The 16,223-nt window shown below is 45.8% G+C and carries 14 protein-coding genes; 6 read left to right on the top strand and 8 right to left on the bottom strand.

Annotation, left to right across the window (positions count from 1 at the left end):
- Positions 1-22: 22 nt before the first annotated feature.
- On the bottom strand, positions 23-1,129 hold the full coding sequence (locus tag ACQCT5_RS01595) for a D-TA family PLP-dependent enzyme (RefSeq protein WP_499638329.1): 1,107 nt from the start codon (positions 1,127-1,129) through the stop codon (positions 23-25).
- A gap of 130 nt (positions 1,130-1,259) precedes the next feature.
- Here ACQCT5_RS01595 and hpaB point away from each other — a divergent pair, with 130 nt between their 5' ends.
- The 3 genes from hpaB (at position 1,260) to ACQCT5_RS01580 (ending at position 4,101) form a co-directional block, all read left to right on the top strand.
- On the top strand, positions 1,260-2,702 hold the full coding sequence (hpaB, locus tag ACQCT5_RS01590) for a 4-hydroxyphenylacetate 3-monooxygenase, oxygenase component (protein ID WP_499638326.1): 1,443 nt from the start codon (positions 1,260-1,262) through the stop codon (positions 2,700-2,702).
- Between the two features lie 117 nt (positions 2,703-2,819).
- Entirely contained in the window at positions 2,820-3,767 is a 948-nt protein-coding gene (locus tag ACQCT5_RS01585; protein WP_499638323.1) for a glycerophosphodiester phosphodiesterase family protein, read from the top strand.
- Between the two features lie 136 nt (positions 3,768-3,903).
- Positions 3,904-4,101, top strand: coding sequence for a YwbE family protein (locus ACQCT5_RS01580; protein ID WP_386638342.1), 198 nt, complete (start codon positions 3,904-3,906; stop codon positions 4,099-4,101).
- A gap of 10 nt (positions 4,102-4,111) precedes the next feature.
- Here ACQCT5_RS01580 and ACQCT5_RS01575 read toward each other — a convergent pair whose 3' ends face one another.
- The 4 genes from ACQCT5_RS01575 to ACQCT5_RS01560 form a co-directional block, all read right to left on the bottom strand.
- Complete coding sequence (locus tag ACQCT5_RS01575) at positions 4,112-5,338, bottom strand: MFS transporter (protein ID WP_499638319.1); 1,227 nt, start codon at positions 5,336-5,338, stop codon at positions 4,112-4,114.
- Between the two features lie 183 nt (positions 5,339-5,521).
- Positions 5,522-6,895: an aldehyde dehydrogenase gene (locus tag ACQCT5_RS01570; protein ID WP_499638316.1), complete on the bottom strand. Its 1,374-nt coding sequence runs from the start codon at positions 6,893-6,895 to the stop codon at positions 5,522-5,524.
- Between the two features lie 178 nt (positions 6,896-7,073).
- On the bottom strand, positions 7,074-7,862 hold the full coding sequence (locus tag ACQCT5_RS01565) for an endonuclease/exonuclease/phosphatase family protein (RefSeq protein WP_499638313.1): 789 nt from the start codon (positions 7,860-7,862) through the stop codon (positions 7,074-7,076).
- 19 nt (positions 7,863-7,881) lie between these two features.
- Complete coding sequence (locus ACQCT5_RS01560; protein ID WP_499638310.1) at positions 7,882-8,778, bottom strand: helix-turn-helix domain-containing protein; 897 nt, start codon at positions 8,776-8,778, stop codon at positions 7,882-7,884.
- 149 nt (positions 8,779-8,927) lie between these two features.
- Between ACQCT5_RS01560 and ACQCT5_RS01555 the strand changes: the two genes are divergently transcribed.
- Both ACQCT5_RS01555 and ACQCT5_RS01550 read left to right on the top strand, forming a co-directional pair.
- Positions 8,928-9,773, top strand: coding sequence for a phytanoyl-CoA dioxygenase family protein (locus ACQCT5_RS01555; RefSeq protein ID WP_499638306.1), 846 nt, complete (start codon positions 8,928-8,930; stop codon positions 9,771-9,773).
- A 207-nt stretch (positions 9,774-9,980) separates the two neighbouring features.
- Positions 9,981-10,592 carry a DUF421 domain-containing protein gene (locus ACQCT5_RS01550; protein WP_499638303.1) on the top strand — a complete coding sequence of 204 codons (612 nt, stop codon included), beginning with the start codon at positions 9,981-9,983 and terminating at the stop codon, positions 10,590-10,592.
- 187 nt (positions 10,593-10,779) lie between these two features.
- Here the strand turns inward: ACQCT5_RS01550 and ACQCT5_RS01545 are convergent, their stop codons facing one another.
- Positions 10,780-11,010 (bottom strand): excisionase family DNA-binding protein, encoded by a 231-nt coding sequence (locus tag ACQCT5_RS01545; RefSeq protein ID WP_499638301.1) that lies wholly within the window; start codon positions 11,008-11,010, stop codon positions 10,780-10,782.
- A gap of 27 nt (positions 11,011-11,037) precedes the next feature.
- Positions 11,038-12,555: a two-component system sensor histidine kinase NtrB gene (locus tag ACQCT5_RS01540; RefSeq protein ID WP_499638298.1), complete on the bottom strand. Its 1,518-nt coding sequence runs from the start codon at positions 12,553-12,555 to the stop codon at positions 11,038-11,040.
- A 427-nt stretch (positions 12,556-12,982) separates the two neighbouring features.
- Between ACQCT5_RS01540 and ACQCT5_RS01535 the strand changes: the two genes are divergently transcribed.
- Positions 12,983-14,419, top strand: coding sequence for a carbon starvation CstA family protein (locus tag ACQCT5_RS01535; protein WP_499638296.1), 1,437 nt, complete (start codon positions 12,983-12,985; stop codon positions 14,417-14,419).
- A 110-nt stretch (positions 14,420-14,529) separates the two neighbouring features.
- On the opposite strand, the gene ACQCT5_RS01530 is transcribed toward ACQCT5_RS01535, so the two are convergent.
- Entirely contained in the window at positions 14,530-16,221 is a 1,692-nt protein-coding gene (locus tag ACQCT5_RS01530) for an acyl-CoA dehydrogenase family protein (protein WP_499638293.1), read from the bottom strand.
- Positions 16,222-16,223 lie beyond the last annotated feature (2 nt).

The raw sequence follows: 16,223 nt of genomic DNA, 5'->3' as shown, positions 1-16,223 counted from the left end.
ACGATATCCCCATTTTCTATCATTAAATCCGCTTACCTCTTGCATCGACCTTCCAGGTGTCCACCACCTGTTCCCCTTCCACCACGGTATATTCATCGAACTGGTTCACAACCGTACAGGCATGGTTAGGAATGATCCGGACTTTATCGTTCAGCTTCAAGGCTGGCTTTTCTCCAAAAATGACCACCCCATGCTCCTCTGAAAGTCGGTCAATCGTCAAATCCGGGTACCCGAGAATATAGCCATAGCCTTTTACGGAATCCAAGCCATGAGCTCCTTTGTCGAGGCAGAGCGTTTTGCTTCCTGCATCAAGCACGATTCTATCTTCATATACACCAACAACCGATGCCAATACCGTCAGGGCACAGTCATTGTGGGCTGCCACTCCAAGTCCTACCTGAATGGCGTCAAAGAAAACCGCATTGCCTGGCCGCACTTCCGTAATCCCCTCCACTTTTCCAGAGATCTCGTAGGTCGGAGTCGATCCGACACTTCTAACTTTAATCGGTATTCCTGCCTTCTCACATACTTCTGCGCTCTCCACAACCGCACTGGCCTCCGCAAGCGCAATCTCCTCAATTTTTTCTTTGGAGGCTGCTCCATAGGAATGTCCAGCGTGGGTGAAAATACCACCGACCCTCAAATGTGATAAAAAGAGGACAGCTTGCGCAAGCTTCAGCGCCGCCTTGCCCGGCTCCACTCCGCATCGATTCAGGCCGCTGTTCACCTTGATCCACACTTCCAAGGAATGAGAGGTAGCTTCGAGTTCCTTTTGAAGCAGCCTGATCTGCTCGAGGCTGTCCACTGAAATTTTCAGATCCACTCCCCTGTTCAACAACCAGATGACCCCCTTGATTTTCTCAGGACTGGAAATCGGATAGGCAATGAGAATATCCTTGATTCCCGCACTTGCCATAACGATCGCTTCCTCGATTTTTGCGGTCGTTATCCCGACTGCACCACTTTCAAGCTGCAACTCGGCAATTTTTACCGACTTATGGGTTTTAATATGCGGACGTAGCTTTAGATCGTGATCCTTTGCAAATCCGCTCATCCTATTAATATTGGTTTTTAATTTTCCTAAGTCTAAAAGTAGGGACGGCGTGTCCACTTGATGGAAACTGTTCATGGATAAAATACTCCTTCCCAGGTGCTTTTTTTACAATATACCACACAATCCCATTTTCTTAGCCCCCTCCTTGCAAAAGGACAGAGCCCCCTGCATACATTATTGATAGAATTTCCGGCAAGGAGGACAAATGATGGCTATTAGCAGCGGACAGCAATATATCGACCGCATCAACCGTTTACAATCGAATGTTTGGCATAACGGCAAAAAGATTAAAGGGAATATCTCCGAGCATCCCGCCTTTTCCGGCGTGATGAAAAGCCAGGCCGCCTTGTATGATATGCAGCATGACAAAGATTTGAGAGATTTGATGACATATGAGTGTGAAATAACAGGGGAACTTATCGGCACTTCCTTTCTTCGTCCCATGAAAAAGGAGGACCTTGAAAAACGGAGAAAAATGATCCAGGTGTGGGCAAAAGCCTCATTTGGCATGATGGGGCGGTCGCCGGACTATAAGAACACAAACATCATGGCGCTTGCCGCCGCCTCTGATATTCTTGCAGAGCAGGGCCCGCAGTTCCCGCAGAACCTTCTGCAATTCTATGAGTCTGCAAGCAGGAAGGATCTTTCCTTTACCCATACCTTCATCGCTCCCCAGGTGAACCGGTCCTCCATGCACTTTGAGTCGGAAGATGATATCGTCGCTGCGAGAATCGCAGATAAGAACGAAGAGGGAATTGTGATAAAAGGGGCACGCCTTTTAGCGACACAAGGAGGGATAACCGATGAAATCATCGTGTCCTCATCCGGGTTGAAAATGTTTGAAGAGCCTTACGCCTATGCCTTCAGCATCCCAAGCAACACGGAGGGGCTTAAATTCATCTGCCGGGAATCCTTTGCCTATGACTCCTCCCCATTCAATCATCCCCTTGGCTCCCGTTTTGAGGAGATGGATTCGGTCATCGTCTTTGATAATGTGCTTGTCCCGTGGGAGCGCTTATTTGTGGTGGAAAATATCGAGGTCGCCAATAATCTGTATTCCAAAAGCAGCTTCAAGCCACTTGTCCTGCATCAGGTGGTTTCCCGCCAGGTCATGAAGGCGGAATTCGTGCTCGGTGTGGCGCAGCTGATCGTCAACACCATCGCCATCGGGGAATATCAGCATGTAAAAGAAAAAATTTGTGAGATCATCATCGCTTTGGAGAATCATAAGGCACTTCTTCTCGCATCCGAAATCGGGGCCAAACCGGATCAATGGGGAACGATGGTGCCTGATCTTGCACCGCTATCTGCCGCGACGCTGCAATTCCCGAAGGTCTATCCTAGACTCATGGAAATCCTCCAGCTCCTTGGTGCGAGCGGTCTGGTTACGATTCCGACTGAAGCAGACCTGAACTCTCCGCTCAGGGGAGACATAGACCAATACTTTCAAGCTGCCAATGCTGATGCAGAAACCCGCATCAAGCTGTTCCGTCTCGCCTGGGACGTCAGCATGAGTGCTTTCGGCTCCAGACAGACACTCTACGAACGCTTCTTCTTCGGCGATCCCAACCGCCTCACCCAAGGCCTCTTCTTCGAATACAACCGCCATCAGATTGTGGAAGATGTGAAGAAGGCGTTTGGTATTTAAGGAAGGGGCCTGACCCTCACCGCTTTAAAGCGGTGAGGGTCAGGCCCCATATACATACTATTCTAAATATTTTATAATGGGATTAGTATGTGATGAGATTGCGGGAGGGGAACAAGGATGGCTGAAGTTAATATTCCTTTGAACAGGAAGAGGGGTTGGGCGCGCAAGGTGGGGCGTGGAGCTGGGCTTTTGGTGGCGATTGTTGTGGCCTTGTGTTTGGTTTTCACCTTTAGTCCCATCAGTAAGAAAGAAGCGAAGCCTTATTTTAAGAATAATCGGCCGTTGGTCATTGCCCATCAGGGTGGCGAGCTGCTGGCACCTTCCAATACGATGGCAGCTTTCAGGCAGGCTGCTGACATGGGAGTCGATGTCATTGAAACGGATATACATATCACAAAGGACGGACATCTGGTTGCCATTCATGATCCGACTGTGGACCGTACCACTGACGCAGAGGGTGTTGTGGCAGACATGACGCTCGAGGAAATTCAGGCCTTGGATGCGGGCTATCACTTTCAGGATCTGGATGGTGAGAACAGCTTCCGCGGACAGGCAGTCTATATTCCCACTGTCGAGGAAATGTTCAAGGAATTTGGGGACATGCGCATTGAAATTGAAATAAAGGACAGCAATCCTCCTGACAACTATGATGAGATGGCCCAGAAGCTCTGGGAGTTGATTGAAGAATATGAGATGGAGGATAAGGTGCTCGTTGCCGCTTTTGATCAGGACATCATCAAGAAATTCGATTCCTATGCCAAGGGGCGTGTGGCGCTTGCGGGAGGAGAACAGGAGATCAAGAGATTCGTGATTTTCCATAAGCTTTTCATGCGAAACCTATACCTTCCAGAGGTGGACGCTTTTCAGATCCCTCAGGAGCAAAGCATATTCGACCTGACGAACCAGCGGCTGATTAACGACGCACAGCGAAGTGGACTGCAGGTTCACTACTGGACCATCGATGACAAGGAGACAATGCGCTACTTATTGGAACGGGGAGCGGACGGGCTGATCACCAACCGGCCTGATCTCATGATCGAGCTATTGGATGAAATGGGTTATTGAATAGGAAAATGCCCGACTCTCTTTGCTTTTGTCCCATTCATTTCATATCCCCCCGTTTTAGCGGGACTTCAAGCGGTTATGATATGATTACAAAGTAGTTCAATCAAACCTCAAAAGAATGGACGGGATTTTCCTAATGAATGGACAAAATAGAACAGATATAAAACCGGGACTATCTGTAAAGATCGTATTAAAGCAAGATCAGCGGTCAGGCAAATTGACTTCCGGAATTGTGAAGGATATCCTCACAAAATCAAGCTTCCATCCCCACGGCATCAAGGTTCGTCTTGAAGACGGACAAGTCGGGCGGGTAAAGGAAATAGAAAAGGCCTGAGCCCGCTGCTTTAGTACTTTATCGCAGCGGGGGTCAGGCCCCTTTTTAGGCCCCTTTTTGTTTTCTTCTTTTTTCTTCCCTCCACCACTACAAACCACATGGCGAAGAGGAGGAAGATGCTTGAGATCTGGAACAGGGTTGCTGTTTCGACGAATTGAGCGAGCACGCCGAAGATCAGGCCGCTGAGTCCGATTCCAAGATCGATGGATGAAAAGAACATTCCGTTTGCTACACCGCGGCGATTGTCGGGTGTCGTAGAAAGTGTCCAAGATTGCAAGGTAGGGATCAAGGAACCAAATCCAACACCAAACAGGGCACCCGCAATGCCAATCATTGCGTCGGTGTGGGCAAAGGAAAGCACCCACATGCCGATGAAGGAGAGCGTCATACAGAACAGCACAAGCCCTTTTGGACCATGTGAATCAAACCATTTACCAGCAAAAGGTCGAGAAACAGAGGCCATCACTGCATTGAACAGATAAAAAAGGAAGATATGCTCGATTCCCCTCTCCTCCCCGAAAATCACGATGAACGTCACAATCGCTCCATATCCGAAGGTCGCGACTAATGTGATCAACGATGGATACCAGCTTGATTTCTCCACCAAGGAGCCGATATAGGAAAACTTCAAGTCTTCACGCTTGGCTTCCTTTACCACATCAGGAGTTTGATAGTTTACGATTCCTAAAAGAACCAGCGCTATGACTCCCAGCACCCCGGAAAGGTAGATCAGGTTGGAGAATGTTGTCACCTGATACAGGAAGATTCCTAAGCTTGGTGCGATGATCATCCCAAGCGTAATCGACAGTCCGTAATAACCCATCCCTTCCCCAAGACGGGATTTCGGAATAACATCAACTGCTGCCGTGCCGTTGACTGTCGTCGACCAGCCCCACGCCAACCCATGTATAAAGCGGAAGCATAGGAAAATCACGACAACCTGGGACATGGGATAGATGATGGTAATCAATAAAAGTGCCACAGCACCGACGAGTACAAGTGGTTTTCTTGCTTTGAATTCCAGCAGATATCCGATGAACGGTCTGCTCAGAACCGCGCCGATCGAGAAAAGGGCGGTCACCAATCCAATTTCAAGTCCGGTAGCCCCCAAGGATTTTATATAAGGAGGCAGCGTCGGGATCAGCATCTGAAAGCTCATGAAAACGAACAGATTCCCGACCATCAGCATTATGAAGGATTTCGTCCACAACGGTTCCTTTACTTTTTTTTCTATCATTTTATACACCTTCCTAGACTAGTGAGAACATAAAAATGAAAAACGAAAAATGAACCTCCACCAGCGAAGATCCATTTTTATGCGCACGTTTCCTACATATATATTTCGTATCACTAAATATTAACACACCAGCCAGGAAAAAGAAATGACAAAATAGACCTAAACCCTTTGGAAGATATCTCCTTACTTCATAATTTTCCGCAGAAAATTGATGCTTTTTTCCGAGTAGGGAGGATAAATGAAGCTCAAATTCACCTTGGTGCTCTTCTTCATGACACTTTTCTTATGTGAGAAAGTTTCAAAGCTGTCTTTTCCATGGTAGGAGCCAATTCCGGACGGCCCCACTCCCCCAAATGGCAGATTCGGATTTGTAAGATGCGTCACCGTATCATTGATGCATCCTCCTCCGTACGAACAGCTCTGGATTACCCGGTCCTCTACTTCGCCATTTTCCGTGAAAAGGTATAGTGCCAATGGTTTCGGCTTCGCATTTATCTGCTCGATTGCCTGCTCTAGATCTCCATACTCCAGGATTGGTAAAATTGGACCGAATATCTCTTCCTGCATCACCTTATCATCCCAGCTTACTTCGTTCATCAGAGTAGGCTCCATGAACAGTTCTTTCCTTTGATGAGATCCGCCGGCAACCACCTTCCTCTCATCCAATAAGGAGACAAGACGGTCAAACTGGAGCTCATTCACAATGCGTCCAAAGTCTCTGCTCTCTTGCGGGTTTTCTCCATAAAATCCCTTCATGGTCATAACCAGTTTTTTTACGAGCTCCTCCTTCACTTCACGGTGGACGAGAATATAGTCAGGGGCGACACATGTTTGTCCAGCATTCATGAATTTCCCCCATACGATTCTTTTTGCTGCTACCTCCAGGTTTGCATCCTTGTCGACAATGCAAGGACTCTTTCCGCCAAGCTCCAGCGTGACGGGCACAAGATTCTCCGCTGCCGCCTTCATGACGATTTTCCCAACTTCGACGCTTCCCGTGAAAAAGATATAATCAAACGGTGCATGGATTAGCTCAGAGGTGACTTCCTTTCCACCCTTCATCACGCTGATATAGCCTTCTTCAAAATTCTCCTGAATGATTTTGGCCATTACCTTTGATACGTTCGGGGTGAATTCGGAAGGCTTGAGCAGGACACAGTTGCCTGCCGCCATTGCTCCGATCATCGGCTCCATCACAAGCTGGAACGGATAGTTGAATGGACCGACTATGAGTACGGTTCCATAAGGCTCCGGATAGATATAGCTTTTCGAACCCAAGTGAACGAGCGGCGTTTTCACCTTTCGCACCTTGGACCAATCTTTTACATGCTTCATAAAAAAACTGATGCTATCCAATACAAACCCGATCTCGGAAGCATAGGCCTCAAACGCGGATTTACCCAGGTCCTTCGTTAATGCCAGGTTCAATTCCTGCTCAAGCTCCACAATCGCCTTTTTCAGCTTACCCAGCTGCTGCAGTCGAAAATCCACGTCCTTGGTCCTGCCGGTCGCAAAGAAATTTCGATGCTGCTCCAATCTATGTAAAACGGTTGTCATATCAGCGAATCCTCCTCTTACAGTTTGTTCGTTTAAACAATTCAACAAACGGCATCCCCACATCTAATCAATACTTTCATTATATCCCCTTGCTAACAAATAAAGAAGTTGGGAAGCGCCGAACATGAAAAAAAGCTGCGAGTCGAACACTCCCCGCAGCTTACCGATTTTACACGTATTATCTATCCACTTTTACAGAAGCCATTATAGGATAATGATCGGAAGGGAAACCACCATCTATGCTGTCTCTGATAATGGTGGTCGAGGAAAGCTCTGCCCCTTTATCCGCAAAGATATAGTCAATTGGAGTGCCTACAGTTCCACCACGGAAGGCATGAAAGGTCAGGCTGTTTTGCAGCTCCTCGTCCGTAAATTCTGCATAGCAGCTTTGCATGGACGCTACCGTCTTCAATGCTTCACTCTCCGGTGCATCATTGAAATCCCCGGTCAAAAGAACAGGCAACGCGTTTTCGTGGTCCTTCTGCTTGATCACGTCCATGATCTGCTTCAGCCCTTCCTTTCTTGCCTTCTGCCCCATATGGTCGAGATGTGTGTTGAAGAATCTCAGAACCGGTGTGGCTTCACCTTGCGGGATCAGCTCCACCCAAGAACAGATTCTTGCACAATGCGCATCCCAGCCCATGCTCCCGATCACATCAGGCGTTTCCGAAAGCATGAAGGAACCCTTCCCGCCAATGGTGAATGTCGACTTTTTCACAAAAATCGCACTGAATTCCCCTACTTCAGTCGATGTCGTCCGGTTGACCGCATACGCCCCATAGTTTTCCTGCAGCATGTCCTCAAGCCAAGCCAGCATCGGGATATTCGCCTCCTGTGTCCCAATGCAATCTGGCTGGTACTTTTTAATCGTCTGTACAATCCAGTTCTTTCGATCCTCCCAGACAAAAGGATCTGTCTGAACATCGACCCGCAGGTTAAACGTCATGATTTTATAAGTTTTACTCACTTTTTCTCCTCCTGATCTTTTAGAGAGATGCGTTGCCTCTTTTCCTAACTTGACCTGGGGACATTCCCATTTTCTTTTTATACGCCTTGGAAAAATGGTGAATATTAGCAAAACCGCAATATGAGGCGATCTGCTCCAGTGTCAAATCCGTTTTCTCCAGAAGCTCCCGGGCATGATTGATTCTCATCTCCAGTAAATATTGATGCGGAGAGCTTCCGAATTGCTGCTTGAAAAGGGTGCTGAATCTTGATACGGAAAGGTTTGCCCTTTTGGCCATCTTATGGAGCGTCAAGCGTTCAGACAGATGATTGGAAAGATACGATGGAAACCAGCTCAGCTCTTTCGATGAGGCAGATTCCAGGTTTGACGCTGAATGATGCTCGTCCAAAATAATCAGCAAAAGCTCGATAGCAAGCTGCTGGGCTTTCAGCTGCTGTATCGGGTCCCGGTTCTGCCAGGCCTCCACCATCTGCAATAGGTAGTCCCGAAACCTGCCGGGGTTTTTCAGCTGCAGCCTCACCGGCACACGAATTCCATGCAAATCGTTCAATCTGGGCTGTAAAAGATGCAGATATCCATCGAGATCTAGCTGCCCAGGCTTGGTCGGAAAGCTTTTTGTCCGTTCCGGATGATAAAAGAAATCCAGATGGGCAAACGGCGTAATCGTGGACGTCACCCCTTCCAGCTCTACAAGGCTCCCCGGTTGGATTAGACAAAACTCCCCACTTTGAAACAAATACTCTTTTCCATCCACCTGAAAGCGGCATTGCCCCTCCTGTATGTAGATCAGCAAATAATCAAGCAGCCTTCTGTTTGGAGCGTGCCAAGGTTTTCGAACGGCGTAGTCGCTTTCCCTGATATAAGGGACAATCGGCCTTTCCTCTACAAGCTCGGATAAATGCTGTATGGACCCCACCCCCGACTCTCTTTCATTCTCCTATTATTTATTATTATAACTTAATTAACAGTAAGTTTTGACAACTTTCAAGGAAACTTTGACAAAGCCAAGCCTCTCATTTTGGATTTATAGTTAAGCTACCAAACTATAAAAAGAGGTGCAGGATAATGACAGTAAAAGAAAATATCGACTTGAGCACATTGCCATCCCTGGTGGAAAGCTATGACCTGACAAAGGAACAGATTGAAAGCTATCAGAAAAAAGGACACATCCTGTTGCGGAATGTGGCAAAACCAGATGAAATTGATATTTATGAACCTATCATCAGCCTCTGGGTCAAAGAATTGAATTATCACGATAAGCCTGTCGAGGAAAGGGATACATACGGAAAGGCATTCATCCAGATCGGACGCCTGTGGGAGCAGAGCGAGGCTATCGCACGATTTGTTCTGGCAAAGCGTTTTGCCAAGATTGCAGCGGAGTTGATGGGAGTGGATGGTGTCCGGATCTATCACGACCAGGCACTATACAAAGAGCCTCATGGTGGCCATACACCGTGGCATCAGGACCAGATCTACTGGCCGCTTGATACGGATAAGACCATCACCATGTGGATCCCACTCGTTCCGATCAGCGAGAAGGTCGGCTCTATGACTTTCGCCTCAGAATCACATAAAACGGGATATATCAGCAAGGTGGTCATATCCGATGAATCACACCGCACCCTGGATCAATACGTAAAAGGAAAAGGGTTGGAGACGGTCACCTACGGGGCGATGGCTGCAGGAGATGCGACGTTCCATGCAGGCTGGACGCTCCACAACGCACCCGGCAATCCGACAGATACCATGCGCAAAGTCATGACGGTCATCTACTACGCAGACGGGACACGTGTAGCCGAGCCTGACAGCAATGCCAGACGCGGGGACCTGCAAGCATGGCTGCCTGGGTTGGAAGCAGGCGACCTTGCACAAACTCAGATTAATCCATTGCTTTATAAAAAAGGGGAATAAGCGCCGAAAAGTGGAAAATTCACACTAAAAATGATCAGTGGTTTAAACCCACTGATCATTTTTTGAGTCTTATGCATTTATCAATAAATCTCATATTAAGAATTCCTATTTTAAGCCTAGACCAAGCTCAAATGCCTCCATTTGAGAATAATTTTCCATTATTTTGTTACGCTAGTTAGTAAGTAATTACATTAGGAGGCAGTTGTCTTGGATTTTGATTGGATTTGGAAAGCGGTACTTATTGTGATTGTTGGGTTTCTTATTTTGAGATTAGCTGGAAGAAAATCCATTTCTCAACTGACAGTTGCACAAACAGTCCTGATGATATCTATAGGGAATTTAATGATTCAGCCAGTAACAGAGAAAAACATCTGGGTAACCTTTTTAATCGCATTATTACTTGTATTGGTCTTAATAACAATAGAACGCTTACAGATAAAATTTGATAGGTTCGAAACCTTCATAAGTGGAAAAGGAATAGATGTTATAGAAAATGGAGAAATAATTGAAAAGAATTTAAAAAAGTTACGCATTACTGTTGACCAATTGGAAATGCGATTACGTCAAGATAGCATTTCTAGAATTAGTGATGTACACACAGCAACAATTGAGCCTAGTGGGCAATTAGGGTATGTACTAAAAGAATATGCCGAATATGCAACTAAAAAAGATATTCAGGTTATTTTGGATTATATTCATCAAAAATCACCTGCGGGTCAACTCCCTCCAAACATCGTGAAGAGACCAGAAAAACATTCAATCTTTTCAGAGGTAAAAAGGCATGAGCATGTTATACCTCCGCCAAAGCATTTAGAGTAACCTACCACTTTTCCAGAAGACCTTTTACACCTACCAGAAAGTTAATAGGTATTCAGATAAGTCTTTTCCAATAGCCTAAACCAAAATATGTCCGAGTAAATCAAATCATGAAACTGCCGTGTTATCAAAAAAAGGGTAACGAATTAATCTGATTCGTTACCCTTTTACTTTGAAAATGGCGCTTTTTTCAATCCTCATCCTTAATATCAATATCTTCCGGTACCGGCTCATTGCGAAGCTCTTCTACAAGCTCTTTATACTTTTCCATCTGCTTCAAATGGGTGGCAAACTGATCCTTATTGATCAAGTAATTCTTGCCATCGAATATGGCACGAATCTTCTTTTGCTGAATCAGGCTTTCCACATACGAGGTAGAGCAGGATAAATATTCAGCTGTCTCTTTTATGGATAAATACATAGCTATCATTCCTTTTTTTAACGTACATTAGTTGGAGGGCAGCGGCAGCGTGATAAGAAAAGTCGTCCCTGCCGCAGAGCTTTCCTGCACCTCTATTTTACCATGATGGTTCTCAATGATGCGTTGGACAATGGTCAGTCCCAGACCAGTTCCTGTATCTTTCGAGGTGACAAACGGATCAAAGATCGTTTGTTTCATCTTTTCGGATATGCCTGAACCCGTATCCTTCACAAATATCTGGTAGACATTTTCGAACTGCTTGGAATAAATGGTGATCACCCCTTCACCCTCCATTGCCTCTCTGCCATTGCGGATCAGATTGTAGAATACCTGCTTCATCTGTTTCGCGTCCACCATGAGTGGTACCCTTTCCAACTCTACATGCAAGGAAATCCCTTCTTGAACTGCTGGATTATATGGAATTTCATTTACGATATCCTCCAGGAATACACTTTTTAACACAGGTGCACCAGGCTTTGCTATCATCAGCATTTCCTCCACGATTGTGTTAATCCGATCAAATTCCTTAAGAAGTAGAGGGATTTGATACTTACTTTTATCTTTTTCAGTGAAGGATTGCTTCATCAAGGATACAAATCCGTGAATCACCGTGAGCGGATTCCTGATTTCATGTGCCGCCCCTGCAGCAAGCTCCCCGAGAACGGCAAGCTTTTCCGATTGATGGATCCGCTTCTCGAGTTCGGCAGTAGCTGTAATATCTATAAAATGAAAGATTCGTCCGATCAGTGCTCTCTCCTGGTCAAGCAGTTCGGATTGAGAGACTAGGAGATAATGGTCCCTGCCCTCTTTCACATAAGGAACTTTAATATTTTGGCAGATCTTTTTGGAAGCAAGAATCCTCCAAAACGAACCGTTAATAGAATCATCCCTTTCATTCCCACTGACTATCTCTTTCACCTTTTCTCCATCCATTTCCAATATTGAAGATGCAGCAGTATTCAGCGAAAAGTTGGTAGAGTCATTGTCCACCGTAATGATTCCAACCGGAAGGGAGTTGAGGATCTGTTCTTGATAGATTTTGTCTTTGCTCATTTTTTCGTAGAGAAAGAAATATTTTCTGAATGTTATAGAAACAAAGAGAATGATGATAGTAAAAATCATGATACCAAATACCGGTGCACGTTCTAGCAAGATGGACAAAACAAAAGCTACTGCTAATGTTATTAGATAATTGATAGCAGATTCTTTAAGTATTTCTTGGATTTGAACATAGAAGTTATGAGATGACTGCAGAGAAAAAAAACCGACTATCAATAGAACATTTATTAGAAAGTAGCAAAGCATGGAAGAAATGTAGGGCAAAACATGATCTGCATGCAAAACTCCATAGCTCCCTTCCATCAACTTAAAAACACGATCGGCTCCAATTATCATCAAAGTGAAGAGAGAAAAATTAAATACATGTTTCCACCAGGACATGCTTGGTCTTATGAATCCATCAAGCACACTGCTGACCAATAATAAACATAATGTATACTCCAAACCGAAAATAAAAAGGGTAGCCAAATAAATGGAGGAATCCATACTAAGAGAATTTCCTTTAAGAGGAAGTACCATGATATATCGATTCAAAAGTAGAATCGCAATCACCAATAATATGTAAAGTGGGATATTTAAATAGATATGTCGCAGAGAAAAATCAGCTTGAATGATAAATAGACTGCATCCCAATAGAGATATAGTGAAAAGGTATATGGTAGATTTATTTTTAAAGTTGGAAAAATAGCTCAACAGACATCACTCACAAATCATTCTCAGAAGAAGCAATCAACTTCCTAGGTATTCCCATTGTAATTCATATCCTGTCTCGAATCAATAAGTCTTCCAAAGCCATCCGGACAATAACTAACTACCTTTTTTCCTATTTTTCAGAAAAATCTGTTGTTTTCACGCCTAATCATGTTAAAATGTTTCATAATTCTAAAACATTCGACAACAGGAGGCGAACAGCTTGATTACTTTTTTTGGAGCTCTACTTTTATTGATTGCAGGATATGCCGTTTATTCCAAATTTGTAGAACGGGTTTTTGTAATAGATGACAACAATCAGACCCCCGCTTATACAAAGCGTGACAATTTCGATTTTGTCCCAATGAACTGGTGGCGGGGCAACCTGATTCAGCTATTAAATATTGCAGGCCTCGGGCCGATCTACGGCGCGGTTATGGGGGCGCTTTACGGCCCTGTCGCCTTCATCTGGATTGTCATCGGTACGATATTTGCAGGGGCTGTCCACGATTATTTCTCCGGCATGCTGTCCATGCGACACGGCGGTGCTCAATATCCTTCCATTGTGGGCCGTTATTTGGGGAATACAGTAAAATCCCTGATAACCGTTGTTTCCCTTGTGCTGAGCGTGCTTGTTGCAGCTGCATTCACGGCTGGACCGGCACAGTTGATTGCACAGCTGACACCACTCAGTTTTACAGTGGCATTATTGATTATTTTCGGTTATTTCCTACTGGCGACACTGTTGCCGATCAACCGCATCATCGGAAAAATTTATCCATTGCTTGGAGGTATTCTGCTATTCATGGCCGTGGCAATCGGTGTCTCACTTCTTTTTCAGGACAACCCGATCCCGAACCTGACTCTTGCCAATATGCATCCACAGGAGCTTCCGATCTGGCCATTGTTGATGGTTACTATCTCCTGCGGTGCAATTTCCGGCTTCCATTGTACACAAAGTCCGATTGTGGCGTGTACCATGAAAAAGGAATCCCATGGACGGAAAATCTTCTACGGTGCGATGGTCATTGAAGGCGTCATCGCCCTTGTTTGGGCGGCAGCGGGAATGACATTCTTCAACGGAACCGGCGGCTTGCAGGAAGCTCTTGCACAAGGCGGTCCATCCTATGTAGTCAACGAGATTTCCATTTCCCTGCTTGGAACACTTGGCGGGATCCTGGCCATTCTTGGTGTCATCATCCTTCCTATCACAACCGGCGATACAGCCTTAAGATCATCCCGTATGATTCTGACGGAAGGCTTATCCAAGTTTTTTAACATGGATGGAAAAGTGAAGGTGTTGTTCTTGACTTTGTCAGTTGCTGCTCCAGCCCTTTTCCTCGCTACGATCGACTACACCTTCCTCTGGCGCTATGTCGGCTGGACAAACCAGGTGGTGGCAACCGTGATGCTTTGGACAGCAACGATGTATCTGTTGAAAAACCAGAAGCTTCACTGGATCTGCGGAGTGCCAGCAATGTTCATGACCGGGGTCGTATGCACGTATATTTTCTACGCTCCTGAAGGATTGCATTTAAGTTACGGGCTTTCTGTAATGATCGGTTTCTCTCTTACAGCGGTAGTTCTTGGCTGGTATGTAAGACAGATATTGATTCACCGCCATGAAGACCATGCAAAAGCAACTAATAAGGCGGCTTAATGACTCTTTAACGTTGTCTATATCAAAAAAACCTTCCAAAATAGTGGAAGGTTTTTTTTCGTCTTTTTTTGTAAGTGATAAATTCATAGAGTGGAAGTTTGAAAAAATGATTAGACCTCCAGCCCTTTCTTCTCCCATTCTACAATCGAGTCAAAATGCTTCAGCGTTTTGTTTTCACGGTCAATCCATGTAACTCCATTCCAAGTCTGCGCAAGGAATATCTCCGCTTTGGCTATTTCGCGTGAATCCCCGGAAGCTGCACCCTCCAACGCAACAACACTTTCATAAATCTTCACCATCATATTGGCGATTTTTTTGGAATGGAAGGTTTGCAGATCACTGGTGCAGCTTGCTACATAATCGCAGAGCTCCACCAGGGTGGAAATCGCGGACTCCACAGGCTCGCACAGGTCTTCTGCGACATTCCCGATATTGGAAAGCCTTGAGCGCATTTCCTCCACGAAAAGCCGATGTACGTGATACTTTTTCATCAAACGCAATACCTCTAAGCCCAGGATATTAGCCGTTCCCTCCCATACTGTCAACACCTGTGCATCCCTAAGCAGCCTTGGAGTGACAAAGTCCTCGATGAATCCATTCCCACCATGCATCTCGATCGCCTCATGGGAATAATGGACCGCCTGCTCTGCTGTCTCCTTTTTCAACAGGGCAATGAGGAGCCTGTTCAATGCCACATCCTTCTCCGAAACGGTTCCGACCTCCCTCATGACCCGGTCAAACAAGGCAATCAGCTCGAACAGCGCGCTTGTTTCGACCTCCAATTTTACGGCCATCTGTACAAGTGACTCCCGAATCATCGGGAAATTGATCAAATGATCTCCAAAGGTATGGCGATTTCTTGCATACTCCCTCGCTTCCACATAAGCCCTTCTCATGATGCCTATTGAAGCTACTGCATTACATACTCTCGATAAATTCAACGCCTCCATCATATAGTAGATGCCTTTGGATGGTTCCCCGACCAAATACGCTTCTGCTCCTTCAAACACTACTTCAGCCGATGGAACGGCCCTAACGCCCAGTTTGTCCTTAAGCCTGCGGATCTGTATCCCATACGATGAACCATCATCCCGCTTCCAAGGAACGGCAAACAGGCTGAGCCCCTTCGACCCTGCCGGTGCCCCTTCGATCCTTGCAAGCACCATGGCTACCCCACACTGGCCGGCGTTGGAGGCAAAGTATTTTTCCCCTTGGAGAAGGTAATGGCCATCCTCCTGAAGGACAGCCTTTGTCTCGTTTGCCCCCACATCCGAACCACCCTGCCGTTCGGTAAGGAAGGTTGCTCCTTCATAAAGATCCACTTCTCCTGTTGAAATAACATGTGGCAGAAATCTCCCCTTTACATCGTCGTCCGCATAATGCTCGAGCAAGTAGGCGGTTGCCATCGTTAATGTCACCGGACAATAGAAACCGGGTTCCGATTGTGATAAAAGATAGCCCTGTGCATAGGAATACAGATAGTTCCCCTGCTTACCAAGCTCCGGAATTTCTTTATGGACATAGCCGACAATGCCCCTGTTGTAAGTTTCTTCGACTGTTTTCTTGTATCCCTCATTGACCCAGACCTCCGATATGTCCTTCCCCATCCGGTTATATTTGATGAGTTTTGGTTGTCCTTCCCGGTCAGTATGCACCGCTCTTTCGTCAATCTCATTGGCACAGCTCTCCCCGAACTCTGCCAGTTCCCCTTTCGCCCATTGATAAAAGGAAGGCTCCAGATATTTTTGAAGTACCGCCTGCAAATGCTTATCCTCCGTGAAAAAATTACGCTCTTTTCCCATCT

Source organism: Sutcliffiella halmapala (assembly GCF_050107295.1).
In the GTDB taxonomy this organism is placed as follows: Bacteria; Bacillota; Bacilli; order Bacillales; family Bacillaceae_I; genus Sutcliffiella_A; species Sutcliffiella_A halmapala_A.
This window is presented reverse-complemented; position numbering and strand designations above follow the sequence as displayed.